An 813-nucleotide genomic window follows, 5' to 3' on the forward strand; every position below is an offset into this window, starting at 1 on the left:
GATGCGCACCGGCAGCAGCGACGCCGCCGCCGAGGAACTGGCGCAGGACACGCTGGTGACGGTGTGGCGCAAGGCGGCGATGTTCGATCCGGCGCAGGCGGCGGTGTCGACCTGGATCTTCACCATCGGGCGCCGCCTGCGCATCGATGCCGCGCGGCGCCACCTGCTGGACGGCGCCGGCGACGAGTGTTTCGAGTTCGACCGCCTCCAGGCCGACCAGCCCGACGTGGCCGACCACGCCGACGCCTCGCGCCAGGGCCAGCGGATCCGGGAGGCGCTCTCGCGCCTGCCGCCGGAGCAGGCGCAGGTGCTGCGGCTGTCCTTCTACGAGGACGAACCGCATGCGCGGATCGCCTCGGAACTGGGATTGCCGCTGGGCACGGTGAAATCGCGCATCCGGCTGGCGGTGGCGCACCTGCGCCGGCTGCTGGATCCCTGAGCCGCCCGCGCGATCGCCTCGCCCCATCAATCACGCCACACCGTTCCCATCACGCCAGCCATCACCAATCACCGCCCTTCCCCTTCTGACCGCCCGACCATGCGCCCGCCCGACATCCACCATCACCCCGCCGACGAGCTGTTGCTGTCGCTGGCCGCGGGCACGCTGCCCACGGGCATCCGGCTGGTGACGGAAATCCATCTGGAGCTGTGCGCCGCCTGCCGCGAGCGGGTGGCGATGCTGCGGGCGGTCGGCGGGGCGCTGATCGAGGAGGAAGCGGCCGCGCCGATGCGCGACGACGCGCTGGCGCAGGCGTTCGCGCGGATCGACGCGATGGACGCGATCGAGGCCGTGGCCGGCGCGGACGTGGTGGT

General features: G+C 72.7%; 1 protein-coding gene and 1 pseudogene. Both read left to right on the forward strand.

Translation table 11 applies throughout. The features are described 5' to 3' along the window. On the forward strand, window positions 1–439 hold a 439-nt coding region (locus FUT87_RS04910; RefSeq protein WP_147240256.1), incomplete at its 5' end, for a sigma-70 family RNA polymerase sigma factor. 99 nt (window positions 440–538) lie between these two features. After that, window positions 539–813: pseudogene (locus FUT87_RS04915) on the forward strand (hypothetical protein); the annotation flags it as partial.

This window comes from Mitsuaria sp. TWR114 (genome assembly GCF_007997345.1).